This is a genomic window from Pseudomonas sp. 65/3-MNA-CIBAN-0223 (assembly GCF_040310425.1).
GTDB classification, from domain to species: Bacteria; Pseudomonadota; Gammaproteobacteria; order Pseudomonadales; family Pseudomonadaceae; genus Aquipseudomonas; species Aquipseudomonas gregormendelii.
Window position 1 is genome coordinate 1 of record NZ_JBEOPV010000352.1, and the last position, 236, is coordinate 236.

Consider the following 236-nt stretch of genomic DNA (forward strand, 5'->3'; position numbering starts at 1 on the left):
GATCATGGGTTACCACCAGCACCGCGCAGCCAAATTGAGCATTGATGCGATGGAACAGTTCGAACACGCTTTGCGCGGTGCGACTGTCCAGATTGCCGGTCGGCTCGTCGGCCAGCAGCAGAGGAGGGCGCGTGACCAGCGCTCGGGCGATGGCCACCCGTTGCTGCTGACCACCGGAGATCTGCGTTGGCTTCTTGTCGGCGAACTGGCTCAGCCCGACTTCGTCGAGCAGGCCG

General features: G+C 63.6%; 1 protein-coding gene. It reads right to left on the reverse strand.

Annotated elements, in window-relative coordinates; genetic code table 11:
- On the reverse strand, positions 1 to 236 hold a 236-nt coding region (locus tag AAEZ09_RS29190), incomplete at both ends, for an ATP-binding cassette domain-containing protein (protein ID WP_350601801.1).